The sequence below is a fragment of the Bradyrhizobium sp. CCBAU 051011 genome, assembly GCF_009930815.1.
In the GTDB taxonomy this organism is placed as follows: Bacteria; Pseudomonadota; Alphaproteobacteria; order Rhizobiales; family Xanthobacteraceae; genus Bradyrhizobium.
In genome coordinates this window covers 8274649-8300630 of record NZ_CP022222.1, presented here as the reverse complement: position 1 = coordinate 8300630, position 25982 = coordinate 8274649, and the positions used below count along the sequence as shown (strand labels likewise).

The window sequence follows — 25982 nt, the reverse complement described above, 5'->3', positions numbered from 1 at the left end:
CCTTCCCTTGAACCCGTGTGCCCCCGTGTCTGAGGAAGACAAGCTAGCGAAAAAGTCGCGCAACTTCTGGCAATCGTTTTGGAGAACAACATGGTGCTGCGCATGGAGTCCCCAGCTCCTCCGATCAAGGTGGAGAACTGGCTGCGTGGCCAGCCCCTCACGAGCTTCCAGCCGGGAAAAGTGTACATCGTCGAATTTTGGGCAACTTGGTGCGGACCCTGTGTGGCGGCGATGCCCCATCTGGTGCAGCTGCAAGATAAATACAAAGACGGCGGAGTTGAGGTCCTCGGAGTCGCGGCTTACGAACGAGCCCGAACCGCGGACGAGGCCCGAACCAACTTGGATGCATGGTTGACCGAAAACTTCTCAAATCTCAACTACCGGATCGGATTCGACTACACAGGGAACATGAACAAGCTTTGGATGGATCCCAGCTTTTCTGTCGGGGTTCCCACCTCGTTCGTAGTCGACCGTGACGGTCACATTGCCTTTATCGGTTTTCCAACGCAACTCCATGACGTTCTGCCAAAAATTCTTAACGGCGGCTGGCGCACCAGCGATGAAGCTAGAGCCGCCGATGCGGAGCGGATCGCCGAAGGCGAACGCACAGTGCAGGAAATGACGCGCAAGCGAGCGTTGACTGAGCCGATCTTCGCCAAACTTACGCCGGCGATGAAGGCGGAGGATTGGACGAAGGCGCTTTCGGCGGTCGAAGAGGCCGTCGCTGTGATGCCGGACGACGTCAACTTCCGCGTGCTCCATGCGGATCTGTTGCTTCACAAAATGCGCGACTTGCAGACCGGCTTGCCAGTCATGCGCCAATTGGTTCGCGACGCGATCGACAAAAAAATCCGAGCTGTGGATGGCCGGGGCGGCGCGCCAACTCTTCGATCCGGCGAATGACAACTCCCACTTCCCGCCTGCCGAGCGCTTTGCGATGGGTAAGGAGTTGTCCGAACACATCCTGGCACTGAATCCTCCGCAAGGCGGCGACCGCTCCAAGTTCCTGTCCTATGGGGCGATCGCTCAGTATTATTTTGAGAGCGGCAACAAGAATCGAGCGATCGAGTTGGTCGAGGTGGCGCTGAAGTCGCTGGACGGTCCTGAGCCTATCCCCGACGAACTGAAACAGCACGTTATGTCGCTGTTGGTCCAAGCGCTCGCCAACTACAAGGGTGAGAAGGCTTGCTACGGGGCTCTTTGTGCGGCTCCGCAAGACGGGTTTCCGAAAGAGTCAAAGCGCAGGGGCCGGAAGAGAAGACATGAACAAGGGCAATAGTCGGAACTGCTCACAGGCCAATTCGTGCATTTCTCCGGTGGGCCAGTGGCAACTAAACATCATCGAGCACAGCGCTGGATCGTTTGCGGCAGGTTGGAGTTCAAATTGCGATGACCTCCGGCCGGATCGAGGCGGACGTGATCTTGTAGGTGAAGCCGCGCCGTCATCGCATGACGCAAACACTCTGACGGTCTTAACGTCTACATGAAAATGCCGAACGATTCCTTCGTCACCAAAATGCATCCTTGCGCACAGCCATGGCGGCGGCCGGACTTACGCGGCCATCACCATGCTTCTGCAGGCGGGCGACGATGAACCACGCCGATCCGCATGCCTGGCTCACCGTAACTATCGAACGGATTGCGCAGGGCTGGCCGATGTCTCAGATCGATGTTCTCAGCTTGAGGAACCCTCAAAACTTGAACTCAGCTACGCTAGCGCAAAGAGGGAGTGAAATGGGCAGAAGATTTCAATCGCAGCCCCCAAACTCCGGGCATTATTGCGTCGCCTCGGACAGCGGCGCCAAGGATTTGGCACATCGCGTCTGGATCGAAAGGGTCTTACGCCGCGCGTGGCAGAAACCGCCGGCGCCATGATGGTTCAAAATGACAAACCACCCACCGCAATCGGCGTGGTGATCCCGTTCGTGTTCCGTCACTGGCTAAAGCAGCCCGTCCGCCTTGCGATCGTCCTCGTCGGCTTCTTAGGGGCAACGGTGGCCGACTTGTTCATGCCGGTCTATTCCGGCCATTTGGTCGACGCGCTGATATCAGGTCCGTCCGACCAGGCAGCACGGCAGGCGGCGTTCGTCGCCTTCGGCGGCATTCTCGCGCTTGGCCTGCTCTCGATCATATTCCGGTTTACAGGCTTGCAGGCGATCGTGCCGTTCACGCTGAAGACGATGTCGGATGTAGCGCGAGAGGCCTTCATGCGGGTGCAGCGGTTCTCGACTGACTGGCACGCCAACTCTTTCGCCGGCTCCACCGTGCGCAAGATCACGCGCGGCATGTGGGCCCTCGACCTGCTCAACAACACGATCCTGATGGCGTTGTTGCCGTCTCTGGCCGTGCTCGTGGGCTCGATGATCCTGCTCGGTCTGCGTTGGCCGATCCTCGGCGGGGTGATCGGCCTCGGCGCGGTGATCTATGTCGCGATGACAATGGCATTCACGATCGGCTATATCGCGTCGGCGGCGCGCGTCTCCAACACCTGGGACACCAGGCTCGGCGGCACGTTGGCAGACTCGCTCACCTGCAATGCTGTGGTGAAATCCTTCGCGGCGGAGGAGCGCGAGGATGCTCGGCTTGACCGTGTCGTCAGCCGCTGGCGGAAGCGGCTACTGCGCAGCTGGCTGCGTTACAGCGCCACCAGCACAGTGCAGCTTGTGATGCTGCTGTGCTTCCGCGCTTCCGTGATCGGCGGCGCCATCCTGCTCTGGATAGCGGGACGCGCCTCGACGGGCGACGTCACTTACGTGCTGACGAGCTACTATGTCATCCACGCCTATTTGCGGGAGGTCGGCATGCACATCAATAATCTGCAGCGCTCGGTGAACGACATGGAGGATCTTGTCACCATCCATAGCGAACCGTTCGGCATTGTTGATGCGCCCGATGCCAAGCCGATGGACATTCTGCGCGGAAGGATCACGTTCGAAGATGTGACTTTCCTTTATATCGGGCATCACGCGCCGCTCTACGACGGATTGTCGATCGACATTCGCGCCGGCGAGCGCGTCGGTCTGGTCGGCCGTTCCGGCTCCGGGAAGACCACGTTCATCAAGCTGGTGCAGCGGCTCTACGACGTCTCCGGCGGCCGTATCCTGATCGACGGCCAGGATATCGCGAAAGCGACGCAGCAATCGTTGCGCAGCCAAATCGCGATTGTGCAACAGGAGCCGATCCTGTTTCACCGCTCGCTGGCGGAGAACATCGCCTATGGCCGGCCCGGCGCCAGCATGGCGGCGATCGAGCAGGCGGCGCGGCTTGCCAACGCGCACGACTTCATCGTGCACCTGCCGAAAGGCTACGGGACGTTGGTGGGCGAGCGCGGCGTAAAGCTATCAGGCGGCGAGCGGCAGCGTGTCGCGCTGGCGCGCGCGTTCCTCGCCGACGCACCGGTCCTGATCTTGGACGAGGCGACCTCCAGCCTCGATACGGAATCGGAGGCGCTAATCCAAGAGGCTATGGAGCGGCTAATGAAGGGACGCACCTCGATCGTGATCGCACATCGGCTGTCGACGGTGCGCAGCCTCGATCGCATCCTGGTATTCGACCGTGGCGAGATCGTCGAGCAGGGCACCCACGGCGCGCTTATTGCGCGGCCGGGCGGCATCTATCGCGGGCTGTTTGAGCGGCAGGCCATCGAGCTCGGTCGGATCTCGGCGGCAGGCCAGACTAAGGCATGGCTGGCCGCATCCTCGCAGTTTTAGCGTTATCTACGTTGGCTGCAGCTGATTCGCATCGCGCTGGTTAGTCCTCCGGCATCGCATCGATGATCATCGGGAAGTTGTAGGACTGTCTTTGAGGGAGACCGTCTCTAAAGCGGGCACAGAGCGAATGAAGGACAATCGGAGAAGGGCCTTTTTGCTGGCGAGTGTTATGACCAAAAGGGAAGAAAACTATTCGGCCGTCCTCAAGCGAGATGTGAATGTCCTGGAGGTAGTAGTGGCAGTGTTGACCAAAGCTGCTTTCGAGTTTTGTGCGACTGTTTCAGGATAGCGAATTTCTCAAGATCCCGTCTGGCGACCTTAAATTGCGCCAACTGGATAAACGTCTTGAGCGGCGGATCTAGTGTTCATGCACCGACTACGAGAGACTTTTCCAAGACCAGATTGTTATCAATTAAAGCCAGGGAACCTCGTCATCCTTTTGGCATCATCCTTAGCAGGCTGACCTGCCGCTAAGAATTTCCTCCAGAAGGATTTAGAGTCCGCCCTGACGAAGGACGGACAGATGAAGCGGAAGCGGTTTACGGAAGAGCAGATCATTGCGGTGCTGAAGGAGCATGAGGTCGGCGCTAAGACCCCCGATCTGGCTCGCAAGCATGGGATCTCTGAGGCGACGTTCTACAACTGGAGGGCCAAGTTCGGCGGCATGGAAGTCTCCGAAGGCAGGCGGCTCAAGGCGCTCGAGGACGAGAACGCCAGGCTGAAGAAGCTCCTGGCCGAGCAGTTGCTCGATGCGGCAGCGCTGCGGGAGCTACTCTCCAAAAATGGTAGGGCCCGCCCGCCAAGCGCGCCGCAGCGGCGCATCTGCAGGCCAGGCTCGGTCAGTCGGACCGGCGGGCCTGTTTGATCGTCGGGGTGGATCGGAGCATGATCCGCTACCGCTCGCGCAAGCCGGCTGACGCCGAGCTGCGGGCTCGCTTGCGTGAGCTTGCTGGCGAGCGCGGGCGATTCGGTTGTCGCCGGCTGTTCGTCCTGCTGCGGCGGGAGGGCGAGCCGTCCGGCATCAAGCGAATCCGTCGGCCGTGAAGAACGCCGGATTTCAACTCGGGACGAATTGAAGTCGGACCGTGAGCTGGGCGAGGAACTGGCGCAACAAGAGCTCGAGCCAGCGGATGAGACGCCGGAAGTTGTAGCCCGCTGCGGCGAGAACGGCATTGGCGGCATCGCCCTGGCGGTGCCACAGGTAGTTACGCCCCATGCGATGCTCGGATTTGAGATGGCCGATGACCGGCTCGACGGCGGAACGCCGGCGCAGCTCGCGTTTGATCTTTGGCGTCACCCGCCGCTTCTGGCCTGAGATGAACACCCTGAACTTGTAGTCGGGTGGCGCATTGTGGCCGCGATAGCCTTTGTCGAGAACGAGGCGCTCGATGATGTTGCCGATCAGCACCTCCATTTCCGGGATCACGATCTTGAGCGTGTGACCATCATAGGGGTTGCCGGGCAGCGCCTTCACATGGGTGACGAACTGGCCGCCTTTGGCGTGCGATAGCGTGGTGGCGACGGAGACCTTGACCCCGAACTCGTAAGGCCGGTGAGCCTTGCCCTTGCCGATGCACTCCACCTCCGGCGCGTGCAGCGAGTAGACCTTGGGGCCCCGCTGGCGCTGCTTCTGGTCGAGCACGCATCGCGCCAGCGCCAGCATGCGGTCGAGCGCGACCCCATCGAACAAGCCGACGTTGCCGTCGAGCTTGCGGGCGATGTCGCGGATGACGCGGCCGAGATAGGTTCGCAGCGTCCTCAAGGCCCGATTGGCGCGCTTGAACTGCTTGGCATGGGCATAGCGCTGGTGCTTGATCAGGGCAAACTTGCCGACTCGCCCATAGGACTGACGCAGCTTGATGCCGGCGCCCTTGGCTAGCCGAACCAGGATCTCGCGGGCCCGGTTCAAGAGCCGCGCATCGGTTGGGAACATCACGTTCTTGGGCTGCACCGTGGTGTCGACGATGACCCGATTGAGGTCGGACGGCTTGATCGCCTCGGTCTTGGTGGCGACCGCAAGGCTCTCCTGCAGCAGGGCTTGCAGCTTCTCCTCGCCCATACGCTGGCGCCAGCGCGTCAACGAGGAGCGGTCGAACACCAGGCGGTGCTGGAAGAACTCCTCGCCGCAGAAGAACTGGTAATAGGGATTCTCCACCCAGCGCTCGCATAGCACCTCGTCGGAGAGGTCGTAGGTGTGCTTGAGGATGGCCAGGCCCGCCATCAGCCGTGTCGGCAGCGGCGGCCGGCCCGGCTTGTCCTCGTAGACCGCGCCGAACCGCTCTTCGAGGAACGACCAGTCGATCGTCCGCGCCAGCTTTACCAGGGCATGGTTCAAGTCGATGATCGCGTCCAGCCGCGAGCGCAGAAGATCGGCTTGGCCGCCGTCGCGTCGTTCCTTTGGCTTCATCGTTCCCTCCGGTCCACCGAAGGAATCATGACCCGCGATTCGACGGAATCCTCAAAAGCAAAATTGCAAGCTTTTGGGCCCCCAAAGCCCGAAAGCTTGCAATCTCAAAACGCCTCTCGCCAGAAAATTCGACTCCCGCTCAATGGCTTGGAAGTTCTTCACGCACGACGAATCCACCGGCTCTACCGGCAGAAAGGGCTCGCGGTGCGCAAGCCGCTCGACTTCATGTCCGACCAGTTCGCCAACGGCCGGCATTTTCGTGCCCCGATCGTCATCATCGCCCAGACAATCCGAGCTAACTTGTTGGCAACGGCGATCGCGACGACCATGGGCCGACGTAGAGCTTCGATCCAGCCGCCTCCGACTCGTGAGCGTGCCTTCGGATATCGAACGACGTTCAGTGCTCAATGAGAAGCAAGTGCCTGAGATAGGAATCGCCCTGTTTCGTTATGCGGCCGAGCCGGTCCTTCCCGCCGGTGGAGTTCTGCTTACGCGTCAGGCCCAGCTAGGCGGCGAACTCTCGCCCCGAGCTGAACATGGTCGGGTCCGGCACAGTCGCGGCAAGGGCCGTGGTCGTTATGGGACCAACGCCGGGAATCAAGAAGCCTTGATTCTCGACGCTCTTGATTGCAACGAACCGCATGTTGGGACGGGTAACCGCTTCGCAGATCGTGGCCGCGTCAGCGGCGTCGTTCTTGGCTCCTCGCCGCACGTACGATTTTACATAGGCTGGCGGGATCAATCTCACCTCGTGACCGAACCGCCGAATCTCGCGCGCCCAGTGGTGAGCGGTGGCGCAGGCTCCGATGCCGACCGCACGGTGCAAGCGAGGAGAAGAACGACATGATCTCGCCTCGTCGTAGGCGCTGGCGATTGGTCAAGTGGCCTTGTCTGTCAACTGTATGGATGTGAAACACGTGCTTCGAAATGTCCAATTCAATTGTCGCGACTTCCATAGGGAATAGCTCCTGCTAGCGGGTCCGTACATCGCCAGTATAACGCCGGCACCGAGGGAGCGGGGCCGTCTTCCCCATCAACGGCCGGATGCGCGACGGGTTCTTGAACGAGACGCTGTTCTTCGGCCCCCAGGATACCAGGCGCAGACTCGCCACATCGGTCGCCGACTACAACAACGAGCGGCCGCATTCCTCGCTGAACTACCGGACCCCTGCGACCTATGCGGCTCACCTCACCTCAACGGGCGATCGGCTGCGCAACGCCGCCCGGCTCCGCCGATCGCCCTTGCTCCACCTGCGTCACTCGGCGTACCACCCAACCGGACTCTGAACGCTGCTGGATGAAACTTCGGGGCAGAAGGCGTGCGAGTTCACCTCAAGAGGTCACCTTCATCATTTGACTCCCTGCATTGTCGTGTTCAGCCGTGTCCAGTTGAGGACGTTATGTTCTCAACTGGACACTAACACTTAGGTATTCTCCACCTCTGAGCGAAGTGCATGAATTGTTTTCTCTTCAAGCTGGGCCTGCTCAATGTTTTGGATTGCACGCTGATTGCTCGGATATGGTGAAGGATATGTTGCGATCATGGCGGTCCTGCAGCTGCCCGTCTAAGGATACAGATGAAGCTTGCTCGACTGATCCTGGATACCTCTCAACACTGGCCGGCTTTGATTAGCATTCAACCAGGCGACCTGGAGCGAATGCAAACCAGTGTGATGGGATTAAGTCGTGGATTTGGTGCGGCGCATACGGCGAGAACTTCCCAACCCACAGCAGGGAGTAGCTAATATGGCAGATTGGTCTGCTTCGGTGCTCGCAGACGCGTGCAAACCTTGCGATTTGGCTGGGCACTACCTGCAGCCGCATCAATTCGCTCCAGCATCCTTGTTGGTACTAGCTATCAGATGTTCTCAGCTAGTAGCTAAGATGGGGCATGTCGTCTGCGCGGCGCTATGTGCGGACGCCGTATTCCGGGACTGGGCTTCTCGCGCCGATATCTTGTGTGTAGAGAGTGTTGAGGAGCTCTCCGCGTTGATGAATGTTGATCCGGTAGAGTGGATGTTTTCCGTGGGAAATCCATTCATCTTGCCACCGAATGTGTTTGCCCTCGATGGCATAGTCGGTCTCTTGGGCCGGCCGCGCCCAAGACATCGAACGAGCTCCCGCATATTGTGTCAATGGACCGCCTTGGTAGGTAAAAGCGCCTTGACGGCCCACTCGCTTCGGCAGCCGGACCCTCATTGGTCGTCGAGCCATAGCAGCTGCAGATCGAACGAACTTGTCAAGTGCTTTCTGTTCCTGCAACGGGTCGTGATCTCCACATGACAGTTTGATGTATGAAGGAAGGTTCGCCAGAAGCCGGATCGTAAAGGACAAAAATCCGCGCGTGACAGGTCGGGTTTACTCACGTTTCGCTTGAGCGCACTTATCTCGCGCCAACTCGTTCGATGTCGCGGGACCGCTCCCAGTTGAAGATGTTATATTGGCGGCATACATGGCCATTATCTATCTTCGCTGGACACCACGGCGTGAATCTTCTGCGCGCCATGATGGCCAACCTCGGCCACTCACATGAAGATGCAACGTCACTGAAGCACTGCAGCAGTGCTGCAACTCCTGTAGCGTCGTCGTCCTCTCGTCAGCCCGGCTGGGGCCGCTTTACCTTGCGTTGCGCGGGATCAATTTTGCCGTGCTACGGTCGGCATGAGCCTCCAGCGGCTCAGCGCCGACCGAGGGTAAACACCATCTTCGAGAGCCGGGCGAAGGGGGCGCGGGCAAACTCGACGGCGGCGAAGCTCGCCTGCAAGAGCGGATTCAGCGGATGATATGACGCTGGGCGTTGCGCCGAGATTTCGATGAGGCCGAATCGGCGCATGGCGTCGAGCACTGACACGCTCCAGTACGCTGCACCTTGCGCATATGAGAACGATATGACGCCAAGACCACTCTGTTCCGCCAAGTCTGTAAAGCTCTGGCGGTTGAACAGTACGAAATGACGCGGCGTGTGATAGCCGGCCCACGAACAATGCCGGAATAGCCGCGCATCAAGCGCGTCGAAGTTTGGCGTCTTGATCAGCACGCGGCCTTGAGCGGTGAGAAACCCTTCGATACGGCGTAACAGGAGCGCGGGGTCGCGTACATGCTCGATGAAATCGAGCGCTAAGACCAGATCAAAGCGTCGATCGGTCTCGAACTGCTCGAAACCGCCGAGATGATAGGCATGTCCGCGTGTGACCGCCTGAGCTTGTGCGCCTTCGTCCAGATCGACACATTGCGTGAAGCTCACTCGCGGTGAACAGGACTTGACCTGGTCGAGCATCCAACCGCTGCCTCCGCCGATAGGGAGAGAATAAGCTCCTAGCTCTTCTTCGGGGACTAGGTGGGCATGGAGATAAAGAGAGCGGGCTGAGATCGGCAGAAATGTACAGGTCGGCGAGTAAGAGCTGTGGCGCCATTTGATGGTACGTCCGGTGGCAGGAGGGCAAACAAGTGCTTCGTTTCCGGTTGCAGTGGAGCGTGACGATAGGGCAGACGCTTGGATCGCAGCACTCCTTGGAGATCAGTATGTTGTGTGGATGACAAGCTTTCGCCGTGGGTTAGGGGGTGGAGATAGCGCGCGCTTTTGCACGGGCGAGTTCGTCTTATCTCAACAAATCGAAGACCTGGTCGAAGGTCGCGATATCCGGCATCAATGCCGGCGATGCCGTCCTCGGCGATAATGCGTCCGCAGACGTGTCGCATTGCCGCTATTGCAGCTGCATGGCGTGGTTGGGCCAGATCACTGTGGAGATGCCGGCATTGCGATATGCAGAGACCGGCGTTCGATAGTATTTCCTCGGAGCGATTGCGACTGGCAGGCAGTTCTGCCAGGTACTCGCGAATGGGAGGATCTCGTCCGCGGTGCTCTTACGCGAGTGAATGAGGATCGCGTCGGCTTCCGCGGCTGCGTAAGCGCTAGCGCGTAAAATTGCCTCGTCCGTTCCGTGGCCGGCGATCAGCTCTTCGATCCGTGCCACGGGGACCAAGGCGTCCGCACTGTATCTTTCACTGCTCGCAGCCGGACGGAAAGTTCATCGATATCGGCTAGAGATGCCGATCGCCAACAAACAAGTTCATCTTCGAAAAACAGCTGTCCACTAGCGCGATCCCGCCAGCGCCACGCTGACGGAGCTTGCGAGCTAAGAGGCGCGCATTGTTGCAATTCCCGAAGCCGCCATCGCCGTCAACGAACACGGGGAACTCGGTCAAGTCTACTATGCGTTCGACCATATCGACGATTTGGCTCCATGATGCTTCGTTGGCATCGCGGCAGCGGAGAGAGCAGGCCATTGACAGGCCCGATCTCACAGGCCTTTGAAGCCTACGCGCTCGGCGATCGCGCCGGAGAGCGCATCATGAGCTTCCATGAGGAAGGAGAGCTCGCGGTTGGAGCAAATCTCATGGCGCAGCATTTCTGCAAGTGAGGAGTCAGCGCATCCATCAGGGCCGTGGGCGAGAAAAGATTGTGATTGATTGATCTTGCATGCCACTCCTTTGCGTTCGACCGGCCGGACGTTCAGGGCGTGCTTCGTTCAGTTCTTGATCAAGGCAAGCCGCTCGGGCAATCTCGCAGCCCAACCGATAGGAGACATGCTTCTGTCATCTCGATCAATTACCAGCGTTGGTAGTTGACTGGGATCACAACGTGTTGCAAGTCACAATAGGATGCCGCGGCGAGACGGGGCTAAGCTAAGCCTGAACAATCAGAGGATGTTCGTTGGTGGCGGAAATTCAAGGCACATTCGCATCGGCAAACCTTGCTGTGCTCGACGTCGAGTACGATCCGGCATCTCCATCTGCTCCTAGCCGTGCGACGTTCTCCAAGGCGAAAGGGGTAAGGACTTAGGTACTCGTGAAAGTTGCGGTCGCTCACCTTGTGTTTCGGGCCCCACTCTCACCGCAGATCAGGGGAAAGCGTCGCCTGTCTTAAGGCGCTCTTCTTAATCTACATTAATTAATGTCGCGGCTGCTCCAATCGGCGATGTCGTATTTCCGACCATGTCGCAGTTGCGTTGGCTTTTAGTGCCCCAATCGATCGCCAATTATCTCAAGCATTTGTCTCCACGCCTGATTCTCGCGAGCGCGGCAACTGGCACGAGCCTTGCTGTTCCGATCCCAGGTTCTCGGACCTTGTGGAGGACCGCATGGTCGGTATCGTCTACGTCAAGAAGGCTTCCAACTTCGCGCAGATCCGCGGGGGCCCCGATAACCGTCATCATCGCTGGCCGCCGAGCCGGTCGAGCCCGGCATTGCCAAGCGGCCCAGCTTGCTGCAGCTCACCTGCGTCGTCAAGACTGGGGCCCCGGATCGCGGCGCACCCACCATCAAAGCGGAGCAGCACTCCATTCGTGCCGGACTGCGATTCCGCAAACGTCAATTTCGCGTATCCCGATGTCGTGGTCGCCGATGGTCTTGGGCTCCGATCGGCGGAAAATTGGCACATGGTGCGCCAGCTCGCCGCTGTCCTTCGCGCCGAATATGGCTGCTCAGGTCCGCTGGCGCAAAAGGGCTGGGTCACCACCTCCGCCCGGCAGATCGGTCATACCGGCAAGATCATCCGGCCAGAGCTCTTTATCGCGGCCAGGATTTCCGGCGCGATCCTGCATCGGGGTGGCGTTAAGGGCACCGACCTGATCGTCGCCATCAGCATCGAGAAAAACGCGCCGATCGCCAAATTCGCCCATATTGGCAGTGGCGCGAACCGGCTGCTGGCAGCGCCGATGACCGGCATCGTGCGCGTCTGCGGCCGCATTCGTGCTTTCAGATCGCGAGCTAGAGGAAGCTGTCACGATCGAGGTAAGGTTCGAAGCCATCGTGGTCGGCGCCGGGATAGCCGGCATCCCTCCGTGGTACCTATGGCCAAGTTGGACATGAGGACGTTTCGGCCCAAGCGCGGCGAATATTCGCCCGCGCCCAGTGCCGCGACACGATCCGGAAAGGTGGCCACCAGTTTTCGAAGGAGATCATGCAAAAGCAAGAGACTGAAGCCTTGCGCTCTAATCGTGGATACCAACTACGGAGGCTAAAAATGCATGTCGAGCCCTCAGTGAGCCTCGAAGAAAAGCTGTTCTATACCCACAATCACATTGATCTCGGTCGTTCCTATACCGGGGTCCGCGCGCACAATGCCGTCACCGCAGCTGCTTACGCTCATGAAAGTCGGCCCCGCGCGTCGTTTCGAGCCCAAAGCCAAGTGCGACGCGGAGATCACCCTCGACGGCTGCATCGAATGCGATACCCACCGCGTCGTTGGCGAGTCCTCTGGCGACATGAAGTGGAGCTACCCGTGCCACGGTTATGGTGTGCTGTTCTAGCTTAAGTGAGAGCGGCGCTGCAGCTGACGGTTTCGGTTGACCTGCCCCTTTCTGGGCGCCTTCTCGGAGAGGTCAACGAATCCGGGAATAGCACTGCCGCAGCGCACGAGTGTTCAGGCTGGATGAAGAGCCGAGCAAGGGCGTCGCGCAGCGAAATAAAGCTAGACCCCGCCTAAAACACTCAATCGAAAGTGCAAGGCGGCCTCTTGGCCGTCCTCGTGAGGCGCCACATGGACTTATTCAGTTTCATCGAATGCGCGAAGCAAACGCGCTCTATAAAAGCGCTGTTCGATCTTCTTGTGAGCTGTGCGAGCGAGGAGGGCTTCAGTGAAGTCGCTTACGGAGCGCTTACTTTCGCGGAGCCGCCTCGTCTACTGGGGTACCTACCGCCTACGGGGACGGTGAACTTCCCGCCAGACTGGTGCCGCCGTTATTATGAACGCAATTACCGTGTCATCGACCCGGTGGTCAGGCGGACACCAACGCTTCCGGGGCCGTTTGTTTGGGACGAACTCGCCAAACTGGAACCCGGCGAGAGGCGCGTACTAGACGAGGCCAAAGAGGCAGGTCTGAAGCATGGCATGAGTGTGCCATTGTTTGGGGCATTGGGCCGAATATCGGTGGTATCGTTTGCATCCCCATTCGACGAGGCCGATCCTCAGTATCGTATGAGTCACCTCAAAACACTGGCCTGGCACTTTCATCTTGCGTTTGCGGAGATCGCGCCGCCCTCCGATAGCGGCTGTAACGGAAAACTTACCCTGTCTGAGCGCGAAAAAGACTGCCTGCGCTGGGTGGCAGAGGGAAAATCGTCTTGGGAAATTGGGAAGATCCTGCAGGTCAGCGACAATACAGTCAATTTTCATGTTAAGAACGTGATGCGCAAGCTGGGTACGACGAATCGTACCCAGGCCATCGTAAAGGCGATTCGCCTCAACCTCATTGAATTCTAGGAGCGTCAGCGCTGGCCACTGGATGCTAACTGACCTGAGCGTGTGGCGCCCGCTCGCAGGTTTCTCGATGGTATGACGACCCAATCTCGTTGAGAATAGCAGCGAGCTGGATGCCGCATCAGTATATTTACAAAAGGCCTGCGCCGGTCGCCCACGAATGGACCGCCGCCAGTTCGTGGCTGTCGCATTTCTGGCACCGCACGGCTTCTGTCAGGTTCAGGACACCTAATACTATCCGCTGGTCGCAATTGCTTTGAAGGCTAAATCAGCAGCTTAGCTTTTGCCGAGCGCCACTGGCACGGCGGTTGCTAATAGATGCAGCCGTCACTCGGGCAAGCGTGAGGGCGTGACATAAACAGGACGATGCCGTCCTGTTTGGTGCCGATGAGAGGTATTGTGAAAAAATTACCGTGGGAGCTTCACCTTGTCCGCAAGCTATCTGTTGCGGCCGTTGTAATGTTGGCCTCATCACAGGCTAGCCCCGAAGATGATTGGATGAGAGCTGCTAGGCAGATTTTCAAACCGATCCCCACGATCATGCCTGCTGTGAAGGACAATCCGGTCACTCACGACAAGGTCGAACTGGGCAAGATGCTGTTCTTCGATCCGCGGCTGTCAGCCAGCGGGATCATCAGCTGCAATAGCTGCCATAATCTTGCTACCGGCGGAGTCGATGCCGGTCCGACCTCGGTCGGGCACGGCTGGCAGCAGGGTCCACGTCGGGCGCCAACTGTTTATAACGCGGTATTCAATCTTGCGCAGTTCTGGGATGGACGTGCCGCAGACCTCAAGGCGCAAGCTAAGGGACCCGTGCAGGCGCGTGCCGAAATGAACGCGACCCCAGATCATGTGCTCGATACGTTGAATTCGATGAGTAACTATGTGGTCATGTTCAAGAAAGCGTTCCCGAACGAGGCGTCGCCGGTCACCTTTGATAACTTCGCGAAGGCGATCGAGGCCTTTGAAGCGACCCTGATTACACCCGCTGCTCCATTCGATCAGTACCTTGAAGGCGATACGGCTGCTCTCAATGATCAGCAGAAGGCGGGATTGAAGCTCTTCATTCAAACGGGGTGCTCCTCTTGTCACAACGGAATCAACGTCGGTGGACAGGATTACTTCCCGTTCGGCGTGATCGAAAGGCCGGGCGCAACCCTGCTTCCGGCGTCCGACAAGGGCCGATACGCGGTCACCAAGGCGACCAGCGACGAGTACGTTTTCCGCGCCGCGCCGTTGCGCAATGTCGCGTTGAGGGCCCCATACTTCCATTCAGGCCAAGTTTGGAGCCTTAAGCAAGCGGTTGGCGTGATGGGTGAAACCCAGCTTGGCATCGAGCTCAGCGATAAGGAAAAGAACGATATTGTTGCGTTTCTGAATTCGCTGACTGGTCAGCTGCCTAAGATTGAGTATCCGAAATTGCCTTCGCGTACCGACGCGACGCCGCGGCCCTCTTTAGGCAGATAGCATGGTTCTTCCACCGTAGTGGGCATTGCGCTCTTTGAATGCAAAGGAACAAGGCGCGGGCATTCGGGTGTCTGCGATGCACAAAGTCGAGAAGGCGGAGCAGGATGGGAGCGGGGACACGAAAGCAAGTGCCCGATCAGCCGCCGGATGAAAGTGCAGCTATGACAAAGCATCTGCTAACACGTCGTGCGTGAAGAACTTCCAAGCCATTGAGCGGGAGTCGAATTTTCTGGCGAGAGGCGTTTTGAGATTGCAAGCTTTCGGGCTTTGGGGGCCCAAAAGCTTGCAATTTTGCTTTTGAGGATTCCGTCGAATCGCGGGTCATGATTCCTTCGGTGGACCGGAGGGAACGATGAAGCCAAAGGAACGACGCGACGGCGGCCAAGCCGATCTTCTGCGCTCGCGGCTGGACGCGATCATCGACTTGAACCATGCCCTGGTAAAGCTGGCGCGGACGATCGACTGGTCGTTCCTCGAAGAGCGGTTCGGCGCGGTCTACGAGGACAAGCCGGGCCGGCCGCCGCTGCCGACACGGCTGATGGCGGGCCTGGCCATCCTCAAGCACACCTACGACCTCTCCGACGAGGTGCTATGCGAGCGCTGGGTGGAGAATCCCTATTACCAGTTCTTCTGCGGCGAGGAGTTCTTCCAGCACCGCCTGGTGTTCGACCGCTCCTCGTTGACGCGCTGGCGCCAGCGTATGGGCGAGGAGAAGCTGCAAGCCCTGCTGCAGGAGAGCCTTGCGGTCGCCACCAAGACCGAGGCGATCAAGCCGTCCGACCTCAATCGGGTCATCGTCGACACCACGGTGCAGCCCAAGAACGTGATGTTCCCAACCGATGCGCGGCTCTTGAACCGGGCCCGCGAGATCCTGGTTCGGCTAGCCAAGGGCGCCGGCATCAAGCTGCGTCAGTCCTATGGGCGAGTCGGCAAGTTTGCCCTGATCAAGCACCAGCGCTATGCCCATGCCAAGCAGTTCAAGCGCGCCAATCGGGCCTTGAGGACGCTGCGAACCTATCTCGGCCGCGTCATCCGCGACATCGCCCGCAAGCTCGACGGCAACGTCGGCTTGTTCGATGGGGTCGCGCTCGACCGCATGCTGGCGCTGGCGCGATGCGTGCTCGACCAGAAGCAGCGCCAGCGGGGCCCCAAGGTCTACTCGCTGCACGCGCCGGAGGTGGAGTGCATCGGCAAGGGCAAGGCTCACCGGCCTTACGAGTTCGGGGTCAAGGTCTCCGTCGCCACCACGCTATCGCACGCCAAAGGCGGCCAGTTCGTCACCCATGTGAAGGCGCTGCCCGGCAACCCCTATGATGGTCACACGCTCAAGATCGTGATCCCGGAAATGGAGGTGCTGATCGGCAACATCATCGAGCGCCTCGTTCTCGACAAAGGCTATCGCGGCCACAATGCGCCACCCGACTACAAGTTCAGGGTGTTCATCTCAGGCCAGAAGCGGCGGGTGACGCCAAAGATCAAACGCGAGCTGCGCCGGCGTTCCGCCGTCGAGCCGGTCATCGGCCATCTCAAATCCGAGCATCGCATGGGGCGTAACTACCTGTGGCACCGCCAGGGCGATGCCGCCAATGCCGTTCTCGCCGCAGCGGGCTACAACTTCCGGCGTCTCATCCGCTGGCTCGAGCTCTTGTTGCGCCAGTTCCTCGCCCAGCTCACGGTCCGACTTCAATTCGTCCCGAGTTGAAATCCGGCGTTCTTCACGGCCGACTAACACCAAGTCCAAAAGGCTATGAAGACTGACGCATATGACCGGGCTGTTGATGTAGGCAAATAGTGGCTCGACTTAGGCCTGAATCGTTAACAGACACAAACGGTTTTCGCTTGCCGTGTCTCCACGCGTTCAGCCCAAGGTCAAGCGGGATAACAATTGAACCCAGCGTTCTGCAGCAAACGGCGGCCGCAGAATACCCAGATGTCGAGCACAAGGAGTAAATACCCTTAGCAAAGGAATGTGTGAGCGGGCTGAAAGCCGATCCGGCGCTTCCACGTGAGATGCGTGAGCTGAACAGTGCGTTGCGGACCGCAGAACGGAAGTAGGCCTCGGATCGAATGTCCGTGGAAGCAAGGGAGGTGCTCTTGAACCGGGCAGACGTCCGGTCGTCTGCGTGCTCATCCCTTGACCATGCATCACCATTGTGCGTGCCGGGCCGTGTCAGGTTCGCCCATTTAGCCCCGCGAGTTTGGTGGTGATCACCTTGAACATAAAACGGTTTGCAGGCAGAAGTCCTTGCATATTCCCGGAAAAACTGAACGCGGTTAGGTGACCGTTCCGCGGCAGATGAATAGCTCAAGAAAGCCCCGGCCCGAGGGCCGGGACTTTCGATCGCCGTTCGAAAGAGATCAGTATCGCAGAACCGGCGGACTAAACTTGTAATTGAGCCGCAGGGTCAGGAGATCGAAATCCTGGCGGATGCGATCGGTCGCGACCACACCAGCGGCCGTGGTGAAGTTCACGTTGGCGTCTGGCATGAACAGGTGGTCGTACTCGACGCCGACAGTCCAGTTCGGCGCAAAGCCGACTTCCACACCCGCGCCGACAGCTGCGCCCAAACGCGTATTGTCGGTGCTCGCCAGCTGCGCGCCGGTCAGGGTTGAGGTGACCTGATAGGTGTTGCTCGTCACCGCAGCACCGCCCTTGGCGTAAAGCAGAACGTTGTTAGAGGTGTAGCCGACCAGGCCGGTGATTAGGCCGAACGCATCGGTCGCGCTGCGGTTGGTGTTGAGCGGGAAGGTGGTGCTGACATTGGAGCCACTGAAATCAGCCCAGTTGCCCTGACCTTCAATACCAAACACCGCCTGGCCCATCTGCTGGCGATAGCCGATCTGGCCGCCAACGGTGCCACCGGTCGCATTGCTGAAGCCCCAACCGCCGTTGATACCGATGTACAAACCGCTCCAGTCGTAGATCGCGGCCGCGACCTGCGGCGGTGGCGCCTTATAGACGGGCTGCGCAGCGAGATCCGCGCTGAATGCGGGTGCGACCGCGCCAAGCGCGAGGATGCTGCAGGTCACAAGCAACAAGTTCTTCATTTCCAGTTTCTTTCCTTTAGATGGCCCCCAGGCCGCGCGCGTCTTAGCAACGTCATCGGAGATTGCTGTAACGGCAACGCAACACTCGCTCGAAAGAAATAGCTTGAAGCTGACGCTGCGTTAGGTTGTAGGCTTTGGAAATCATGATCAAATGTGCGCAGCGCAGAAAGTTATCGCGTATGGGAGAGATGCGCGTCAATGCCAACATTGGAGGGAAGGGTGTTCGAATCGAGGCTCGCTTATAAAGGCGCGCGCGTGGGGCGAGAGCAGCGATGAACGTGTCGGATCGCCTGGCTGAGTCTTGCTCCCCACCCTACGGAGAGAACGGCGCATCCACTCGGAGCATCGTTTGATCAACGGCAGAGGCAACGCCGGCCATTTCGCTCACGCACGCCTATGGCCCGAAAAACAGGTGTCACTCGCTGGTTTGATCATTCTTGCGGTGTCAAATGGTGTGATCGACGCCGGAACCGAGCACCAAGCGGACCTTGCGAAGGATGCGCGGAACCTCATTCATCGCGGTAGAGACTGCGGTCGGGCGAAGTTAAAGCTGCAGCATTAGCAGCACTGGCTGCGGTCTAGCGCTTCATTGAACAGTTGAAAAAGCTGGTACCGCCGGGCGCTGTTTGGTGCCGAGCGGCCAGCGATTTTTGAATTGCTCAATTTCGTCACCGGTTTATGACCGAATTTTTTGATGATACCCAATGACGGATCATGCTTCAGCCATCCGATGTTGATCGCGTGACGGATCAGGATCCCGAACCTTCTTCAGAGTATCGAGTGCCGCACCGGCGCGATCCGCGAATGGCTGAAGAATGCCCTTGATGATGCGCTCGCGCGAGAGCCCGGCGACTGTGCGATGACCGCGTTCAAATGCGGAGCGTCTCAAGGCGGCTAATGTAGCCCGTCTTGCTTGTATCACGGAGACCAACGTATTCGGCGCTCCTCATCTGTCGGCCGTGAAGAACGCCGGATTTCAACTCGGGACGAATTGAAGTCGGACCGTGAGCTGGGCGAGGAACTGGCGCAACAAGAGCTCGAGCCAGCGGATGAGACGCCGGAAGTTGTAGCCCGCTGCGGCGAGAACGGCATTGGCGGCATCGCCCTGGCGGTGCCACAGGTAGTTACGCCCCATGCGATGCTCGGATTTGAGATGGCCGATGACCGGCTCGACGGCGGAACGCCGGCGCAGCTCGCGTTTGATCTTTGGCGTCACCCGCCGCTTCTGGCCTGAGATGAACACCCTGAACTTGTAGTCGGGTGGCGCATTGTGGCCGCGATAGCCTTTGTCGAGAACGAGGCGCTCGATGATGTTGCCGATCAGCACCTCCATTTCCGGGATCACGATCTTGAGCGTGTGACCATCATAGGGGTTGCCGGGCAGCGCCTTCACATGGGTGACGAACTGGCCGCCTTTGGCGTGCGATAGCGTGGTGGCGACGGAGACCTTGACCCCGAACTCGTAAGGCCGGTGAGCCTTGCCCTTGCCGATGCACTCCACCTCCGGCGCGTGCAGCGAGTAGACCTTGGGGCCCCGCTGGCGCTGCTTCTGGTCGAGCACGCATCGCGCCAGCGCCAGCATGCGGTCGAGCGCGACCCCATCGAACAAGCCGACGTTGCCGTCGAGCTTGCGGGCGATGTCGCGGATGACGCGGCCGAGATAGGTTCGCAGCGTCCTCAAGGCCCGATTGGCGCGCTTGAACTGCTTGGCATGGGCATAGCGCTGGTGCTTGATCAGGGCAAACTTGCCGACTCGCCCATAGGACTGACGCAGCTTGATGCCGGCGCCCTTGGCTAGCCGAACCAGGATCTCGCGGGCCCGGTTCAAGAGCCGCGCATCGGTTGGGAACATCACGTTCTTGGGCTGCACCGTGGTGTCGACGATGACCCGATTGAGGTCGGACGGCTTGATCGCCTCGGTCTTGGTGGCGACCGCAAGGCTCTCCTGCAGCAGGGCTTGCAGCTTCTCCTCGCCCATACGCTGGCGCCAGCGCGTCAACGAGGAGCGGTCGAACACCAGGCGGTGCTGGAAGAACTCCTCGCCGCAGAAGAACTGGTAATAGGGATTCTCCACCCAGCGCTCGCATAGCACCTCGTCGGAGAGGTCGTAGGTGTGCTTGAGGATGGCCAGGCCCGCCATCAGCCGTGTCGGCAGCGGCGGCCGGCCCGGCTTGTCCTCGTAGACCGCGCCGAACCGCTCTTCGAGGAACGACCAGTCGATCGTCCGCGCCAGCTTTACCAGGGCATGGTTCAAGTCGATGATCGCGTCCAGCCGCGAGCGCAGAAGATCGGCTTGGCCGCCGTCGCGTCGTTCCTTTGGCTTCATCGTTCCCTCCGGTCCACCGAAGGAATCATGACCCGCGATTCGACGGAATCCTCAAAAGCAAAATTGCAAGCTTTTGGGCCCCCAAAGCCCGAAAGCTTGCAATCTCAAAACGCCTCTCGCCAGAAAATTCGACTCCCGCTCAATGGCTTGGAAGTTCTTCACGCACGACCATCTAGGACACAATGAGCGCAGCGATGGTGCCTGGTGCGGCCGGCAAAAACCGATCTCGAACTGGTGCGGACTGGACTAGCAGTGCGGCTTGGCAGGCCGCCATAAATTCTTCGCTTGTGGGATCGTTCGGCAAGGGAACACCAGGTCCTTTGCCGCGACGAAACGATAGATACGTATGGCCCTTGATGTGATTGCGCTCAACGTGAGGCGGCAGCTTTCGGGGCATCGACATCATTCCACGTTTCTTCAACGCGGGTATCATTGCCATCGGAAGGCAATTGATCAATGGCGATGTCAAGCTGACGGACATACCGAGCTCGCCGTCGCTCTCCGATCAATTTTGGTCGAGGCAATTGGCCGTTCTTCACCATCTCGTTAAACGTGTTGGGCGCCACGCAGATGTAGGCGGCGGCAGCCTCGCGACTGATGAGTCGGGGGGGGGCAAGGGAGGGCGGGAGCGCAGCCTGCCTTGGCATCGCTGAACCCTGGGGCCAGGCGATATCGATTTTCCCGATCCGAGAATCTCGAACAGCATGAAACAGAGATCCTGATGCAAGCAAAAGGCATGCGGTCCGTTCGGAAGCTTTTGAGTGCTATGGCGTACAAATTGATCCAGCCGCTCATCAATGAAACTGCGCCAGCTCGATCACACCGGCATCCAGCGGCCGGTCTTCGGGCCATAGCCCGAAGCGTTGTTCGGTTCGGTGTCAATCGATTTGACAGGCGTGCCGGAAGGTTCTCAGGACCCCCATGAGCTCGACCGTGTGGGTGATTGAGCACATCCGGGAGCTCACCGAGCTCGATTTCTTAGCGTCTTTCGGTTTGGTTGGCTGCGCCTTCGCAACGTCATTTCTGGTCCGGACCCCGTAATCAGGCAAGCAGCGGCTCACGAAGAAATGGCGCAGTTTTATGTGCCATTCTCTTTGAAATTTGCTGGAAATCATCACGATTGCCGTCGCCCCGTGCGTTTGGGAGCTGGAGCGCAACTTAGTTTCGTCCTGTCGGAGCATCTTGAAGTTGTGTGAAACTCGTGGAAATATATTGGGAGTGCCTGATTAGTGAGATTACCATGGCTGAAGTGGCGGTTGAGAATGCCGACTTAGCGGCATTGTTGACGGCTTGGCGTCAAGAGCAGGCCGGCCAGAACGGAGGCGGGCGCCCGGTTCGCTTCGTGATCGAGCTGCGTCAGCCGGTCAGCGACGAGGCCATCGTCCATTCCGTCCAACAAGCTCTGTCGATCCAGGTCAGCGTCTTTCCGTTGTTCCCGAATGCATCGGATTTGGAGCAGTTTCGGCGGCTTTCCGTTCCTCATGTCACGCGTCCAGACCGTGCCGACTTGTTTGAAGCGGCGACAAGCCTTCGTGATCTGCTTGGTGCGGAAACGGTCGAGCCCGATCTTGGGACCGACTACTTTGAGTGCGACTGTGAGCCTCCCGATCCGGGTGCGCCGGAAAGCGCTGATTGGGCGTTTTGGTGCTGGGCCAATGCTGAGAAGGACAAGCCGGCCGACCGAAACTGGGCGATCGAGAGGTCCTTGGTCAAGCAGGCTTGGGAGTTTGCGACTTCAGAAGGACGCCTTGCCAAGGGCAAGGATGTGCTGGTGTTTCAGCCCGACACCGGCGTAGCGCCACAGCATGCAGAACTGCCACCCAACCTTGACGCCGGCCCTCGTTCTGCGAATTTCGTTGAGGTGGGTGAACGCCCGATCGATCCTCTGAGAACTGGTCTAAATCCGGGGCACGGCACGGGTACTGCGAGCGTCGTAGCAAGCCCTGAGCCGGGTGCAATGACCGGTTCGGCACCGCTTGCAACCCTCGTCCCGATCCGATGCATCGAAAGCGTCTCGGTGCTCGACCAGAGTCCTGTCGCGCAGGCCGTCAATCACGCGGTCGAGAAAGGCGCCCATGTCATCACAATGAGCCTTGGCGGCATCCCGAGTCGCGCGCTCCACGCTGCCGTCCAAAAGGCTGTTCGTAACAACATCATCGTGCTCGCCGCGGCGGGCAATTGCGTGAGCGAGGTGGTCTGGCCTGCTCGCTACGCCGAGGTCATCGCGCTGGGCGGAATCAACGAAGCGTTCAAACCGTGGAGGGGATCGTGCTTCGGGCCAGCAGTGGCGTTCTCGGCGCCTGAGGCGATCAAGCGAGTTGCTCAGGCAATAGCCGAGCGGAAGACGCGGATTCTTGACCTTGATTTGCGCGCTTATTTCGACAACATCCGACATGATCGGGATGCTAGAGAAGGTGCTCTGCGAATTGACGACAAGGAAATCATGCACCTTCTGCGGCTTATGCTGAAAGCTTCCGGCAAGAAGGGCGTTCCGCAAGGCGGTGTAATCTCCCCCTTGCTCAGTAATCTCTACCTCAACGAGGTAGACAAGATGCTGGAGCGAGCCCGTGAGGTGACACGCCGCGGCAAGTACACCAATATCGAATATGCACGATTTGCTGACGATATCGTGGTCTTGATCGATGCCCATAAGCGACATAACGGGCTGCTCGGTGCCGTGGAAAAGCGATTGCGTGAAGAGTTCGCCAAACTGCAGGTTGAAGTTAATGATGAGAAGAGTCGCACGGTCAATCTGGAACGAGGCGAGAGCTTCGGATTTCTGGGATTCGACTTCCGCTATCTCCGCAGTCTGCGCGGAGTGATGCGGCCGTACTACATGCCCAAGCTCAAAAAGCGGACGGCGTTACTGCGGGGGCTTAAGGAAGTGTTTCGCAGCTATCGGTCGCAACCGATTAGTCCGGTGATAAGCTTGATCAATCCGAAGCTCCGAGGATGGGTAAACTACTTCCGGATAGGCGATTCCAGCAAATACGTCGCCTACGTCAGGAGCTGGGTAGAGAAGAAGGTCAGACGTCATCTGGCGAAGGCACGGAAACAAAAAGGCTTCGGCTGGAAGCAGTGGAGTAATTCGTAGCTGTACGACACCTTGAAGTTGTTCAACGGCTACAGGGCGGGTGCCGGCGAGGTGAAAGCTGCTCCAGCAAAATAGGTCCAATAAGCCTTGTCATGAAGCAAATGGGAGCGCGTAGTGCGGGAAATCCGCATGCTGCGTGCGAAGAGGCGGGGGCTGGAAACGTGCACAACTGGGAAAACTGGTTGAGCGGCGCGCCAGCCCTCGACCCTACTGTCGAACAGGATCGTCGCCAGCAATTGCGGACCGAAAAGCCGCGCGGCGTGGCATGGAACGGTGCCGGTGGCTGGCTGATCTTCTCGCAATCGCGGCAGGTGAACTTTTCCCGCACCGTCTCGATCAGCTTGAACCGGCGCGGGATCTCCTCCAGCGTCTCGGTCACATCCTCGCCCAGCTTCGCCAGGCGCGATCCGCCGCAGCAGGCACAGCTCGTCGGGGCCTCGATGACGACATGCTCGCGTTCGATGTCGTCCGGCCACGGCTTGCGCACCGGCCGCCTGCGCGTGAAGGAACGCACGGCCTGGGTTTTCGTCGCTGCGGCCTGAGCGGCAAGCTCGTCCTCACTCGCCGTGGTAATGAGTTCTTCGAGCTCCAATTCCAATTGCTCGATCAGCCGCGCCGTGCGCTCAGAGCGCTGTCCGTACAATTCGCGCTTGAGCTTCTCGATCCGCAGCTCAAGATGCGCGATCAGCGCCTCGTTGGCCGACAGCTCCGCCCGCGCACTGGCAGCTATCGCCTCGGCTTGCAGCCGCGCCTCACGTTCGGCCTGCAGCGCCGCCAGGGCACTCGCAAGATCCGATGGAAGGTCGTCCGGCTTCGATATCATGAAGCCATTGAATCAGATCAAGCAGCAGATTCAAACCCAAAACGACTATCCGACCCGCGTCGGACGCTGGGTTTCTTGAGGGTTGCGCCAATCGATTCCGGACAAAAGGTAGCTGATCTGCGCCGGTGATATCGTCACTGCTTCGCCCGCAACCAATGGCCAGATGAACCTTCCTCTCTCGAGTCTTTTTGTGAACAGGCATGCTCCTTGGCCATGGTGAGTCGGCCCCGGGGGTCGCACCCGGAGCCGCCCTCCGAACCGTACGTGACGCTCTCACGTCATACGGCTCTCAACAAGTAACGAAGCAGAACTCAACATCGCCCAATGAGCGAACAGCTTCGGCCTACGGCAGCGGATCAATCTGAGCCAGGTGGAGGCTCTGACTTTTCCATTCTTCAGCCCTTTGTATTTGCGTCGTGCCCAGCGGTTAAGAGATTCGTCGACGTATCGACGGAGGGGGCGATGCGACCGAAGAAGCCCAAAGCGACGGGATCGGGTGATCTGTTCCGGGCCAGGCTGGACCATGTCATCAATGAAGCACGAACTGGTTCAACTCGCCGGCAAGGTCGACTGGGACTGGATCGAGGGGGAGATCGCGCCGCTCTACAGCGAGAACGGCCGGCCGGGGATTGAGGCCTGCTTCATGTTCGGGCTGTTGCTGCTCAAGCACATTTACGGACTGTCCGATGAGGGGGTGTGCGAGCGCTGGGTCCATGACCCGTATTTCCAGTACTTCACCGGCGAAGAGTTCTTCCAGCATGCGTTCCCGCACGAGCGATCGGACCTGAGCCACTGGCGCAAGCGGCTCGGCGACAAGCTGGATCGGCTGTTGGCCGAGAGCCTGCGGGTGGCGCACGAGGTCGGCGCGTTACGCGGCCAAGATCTGGCGCGGGTGACGGTCGACACCACGGTGCAGCCGAAGGCCATCACCTTTCCGACCGCCAAGCTGCTGCATGCGGCGATCAAGGGGCTGAACCGCCTGGCGAAGAAGCACGGGGTCAGGTTACGGCAATCCTATTCTCGCCTCGCCAAGGCCGCGGCGATGATGGCTTCGCGCTGCGCCCATGCCAAACAGTTCAAGCGGCATCAGCGGCAGTTGCGCATCCTGCGCAGCCGGCTGGGCCGGATCATCCGTGACATCCGTCGCAAGATCGAAGGTCGGCCAGTCCTCGAGGAGGCGTTCGCCCTTCCGCTCGGGCGGGCCGCTCAGATCCGCTCGCAGCAGCAGCGTCAGCGCGGCTGGAAGCTTTATTCCTTCCACGCCCCGGAGGTCGAATGCATCGGCAAAGGTAAGGCCGCCGCGCCGTACGAGTTCGGCGTCAAAGCCTCCATCGTCACCAACAATCGGCCTGCCCCCGGCGGCCAGTTCGTGCTGCACGCCAAGGCGTTGCCAGACAACCCGTACGACGGTCACACCCTGCGCCACGTCATCGACGATACCGAGACACTGACCGGATGTGCGATCGAGCGGGCCTATGTCGATAAGGGATACCGTGGCCATGATGCGCAAAATCCGCGCCGCATCTTCATTCCGGCCAGAAGCGCGGCGTCTTCGGAGTGATCAAGCGCGAGCTGCGACGCCGATCCGCCGTCGAGCCCGTGATCGGCCACACCTGAAGGCCGAAGGCCACCTCGGCCGCTGCTATCTCAAGGGCCGCGCCGGCGATGCCGCCAACGTCATCCTCTCCGCCATCGGCCACAACTTCCGTCACATCCTCGCTTGGCTGAGGGTTCTTTGGTGCCTCTTCCTGACCGCCCTCATCGCAGAGCCGACCGCGACAGCGCGCCGCTTGAATCGGCTTCTTAACGGACGACTTCGTATATTCCGACGATTTCGATGTCAGTT

The 25982-nt window shown here is 59.4% G+C and carries 10 protein-coding genes and 8 pseudogenes; 10 read left to right on the top strand and 8 right to left on the bottom strand.

Annotated features, from left to right (window positions below; all coding sequences use genetic code 11):
• Positions 1-90 precede the first annotated feature (90 nt).
• The 3 genes and pseudogenes from ACH79_RS39050 to ACH79_RS39040 all read left to right on the top strand — a co-directional run.
• Positions 91-1279: pseudogene (locus ACH79_RS39050) on the top strand (TlpA disulfide reductase family protein).
• A 592-nt stretch (positions 1280-1871) separates the two neighbouring features.
• Positions 1872-3710: an ABC transporter ATP-binding protein gene (locus tag ACH79_RS39045; protein WP_161855567.1), complete on the top strand. Its 1839-nt coding sequence runs from the start codon at positions 1872-1874 to the stop codon at positions 3708-3710.
• Positions 3711-4233: 523 nt separating this feature from the next.
• A pseudogene (locus tag ACH79_RS39040) lies at positions 4234-4748 on the top strand (transposase); the annotation flags it as partial.
• Between the two features lie 19 nt (positions 4749-4767).
• Here the strand turns inward: ACH79_RS39040 and ACH79_RS39035 are convergent.
• Both ACH79_RS39035 and ACH79_RS39030 read right to left on the bottom strand, forming a co-directional pair.
• Complete coding sequence (locus ACH79_RS39035; RefSeq protein ID WP_161853446.1) at positions 4768-6117, bottom strand: IS5 family transposase; 1350 nt, start codon at positions 6115-6117, stop codon at positions 4768-4770.
• A 182-nt stretch (positions 6118-6299) separates the two neighbouring features.
• Positions 6300-7073 (bottom strand): annotated as a pseudogene (locus ACH79_RS39030) (IS110 family transposase).
• Positions 7074-7152: 79 nt separating this feature from the next.
• On the opposite strand from ACH79_RS39030, the pseudogene ACH79_RS39025 reads away from it, so the two are divergent.
• Positions 7153-7418 (top strand): annotated as a pseudogene (locus ACH79_RS39025) (integrase core domain-containing protein); the annotation flags it as partial.
• A gap of 1376 nt (positions 7419-8794) precedes the next feature.
• Here ACH79_RS39025 and ACH79_RS39020 read toward each other — a convergent pair.
• Together ACH79_RS39020 and ACH79_RS39015 are read right to left on the bottom strand one after the other, a co-directional pair.
• Positions 8795-9394: a methyltransferase domain-containing protein gene (locus ACH79_RS39020; RefSeq protein WP_246738314.1), complete on the bottom strand. Its 600-nt coding sequence runs from the start codon at positions 9392-9394 to the stop codon at positions 8795-8797.
• A gap of 322 nt (positions 9395-9716) precedes the next feature.
• A pseudogene (locus ACH79_RS39015) lies at positions 9717-10526 on the bottom strand (isocitrate lyase/PEP mutase family protein).
• Between the two features lie 933 nt (positions 10527-11459).
• Between ACH79_RS39015 and ACH79_RS39010 the strand changes: the two are divergent.
• From ACH79_RS39010 to ACH79_RS38990, 4 genes and pseudogenes are all read left to right on the top strand, one after another.
• Positions 11460-11890 (top strand): annotated as a pseudogene (locus tag ACH79_RS39010) (FAD-binding protein); the annotation flags it as partial.
• 768 nt (positions 11891-12658) lie between these two features.
• Positions 12659-13381, top strand: coding sequence for a LuxR family transcriptional regulator (locus ACH79_RS39000; RefSeq protein WP_161855565.1), 723 nt, complete (start codon positions 12659-12661; stop codon positions 13379-13381).
• Positions 13382-13837: 456 nt separating this feature from the next.
• The gene (locus tag ACH79_RS38995; protein ID WP_246738773.1) at positions 13838-14845 is read left to right on the top strand and encodes a cytochrome-c peroxidase; all 1008 of its coding nucleotides are present in this window, start codon (positions 13838-13840) and stop codon (positions 14843-14845) included.
• A gap of 352 nt (positions 14846-15197) precedes the next feature.
• Complete coding sequence (locus ACH79_RS38990; RefSeq protein ID WP_161853446.1) at positions 15198-16547, top strand: IS5 family transposase; 1350 nt, start codon at positions 15198-15200, stop codon at positions 16545-16547.
• 656 nt (positions 16548-17203) lie between these two features.
• Here the strand turns inward: ACH79_RS38990 and ACH79_RS38985 are convergent.
• Both ACH79_RS38985 and ACH79_RS38980 read right to left on the bottom strand, forming a co-directional pair.
• A complete protein-coding gene (locus ACH79_RS38985; RefSeq protein ID WP_161855563.1) occupies positions 17204-17893 on the bottom strand; it encodes an outer membrane protein in 690 nt (229 codons plus the stop codon).
• A gap of 976 nt (positions 17894-18869) precedes the next feature.
• A complete protein-coding gene (locus ACH79_RS38980) occupies positions 18870-20219 on the bottom strand; it encodes an IS5 family transposase (protein ID WP_161853446.1) in 1350 nt (449 codons plus the stop codon).
• A 1240-nt stretch (positions 20220-21459) separates the two neighbouring features.
• Between ACH79_RS38980 and ACH79_RS43430 the strand changes: the two genes are divergently transcribed.
• Positions 21460-23313 carry a reverse transcriptase domain-containing protein gene (locus ACH79_RS43430; protein WP_202639124.1) on the top strand — a complete coding sequence of 618 codons (1854 nt, stop codon included), beginning with the start codon at positions 21460-21462 and terminating at the stop codon, positions 23311-23313.
• 212 nt (positions 23314-23525) lie between these two features.
• Here the strand turns inward: ACH79_RS43430 and ACH79_RS38970 are convergent.
• Both ACH79_RS38970 and tnpB read right to left on the bottom strand, forming a co-directional pair.
• Positions 23526-24136, bottom strand: a pseudogene (locus ACH79_RS38970) (IS66 family transposase zinc-finger binding domain-containing protein); the annotation flags it as partial.
• 45 nt (positions 24137-24181) lie between these two features.
• The gene (gene tnpB, locus ACH79_RS38965) at positions 24182-24376 is read right to left on the bottom strand and encodes an IS66 family insertion sequence element accessory protein TnpB (protein WP_161855562.1); all 195 of its coding nucleotides are present in this window, start codon (positions 24374-24376) and stop codon (positions 24182-24184) included.
• A 222-nt stretch (positions 24377-24598) separates the two neighbouring features.
• Between tnpB and ACH79_RS38960 the strand changes: the two are divergent.
• Positions 24599-25896 (top strand): annotated as a pseudogene (locus ACH79_RS38960) (IS5 family transposase); the annotation flags it as partial.
• Between the last annotated feature and the right edge of the window lie 86 nt (positions 25897-25982).